At 31.6% G+C, this 215-nt stretch carries 1 protein-coding gene; it reads right to left on the bottom strand.

Features of this window, described 5'->3' with window-relative positions:
* Positions 1-23: 23 nt before the first annotated feature.
* On the bottom strand, positions 24-215 hold a 192-nt coding region (locus tag ACX6CF_RS26540; protein ID WP_458788387.1), incomplete at its 5' end, for a phosphomethylpyrimidine synthase ThiC.

The raw sequence follows: 215 nt of genomic DNA, 5'->3' as shown, positions 1-215 counted from the left end.
TAATATATAAATGTAAAGTGTAATTAATCTCTTAATATATTTATATCTTCACCATTCAATACTTTGTTTAGATTACGTACTGCACACATCTTACCGCACATTGAACAAGAATTCTCATCTTCTGGTTTTGAGCTTTCACGATATTTCTTGGCTTTAACTGGGTCCATAGCCAATTCAAACATTTTATTCCAGTCTAGTTGTTGTCTAGCATAGCT

This window comes from Vallitalea sediminicola, assembly GCF_054408565.1.
The sequence above is the reverse complement of the archived record's forward strand: the minus strand, read 5'-3'. Positions and strand labels throughout refer to the sequence as shown.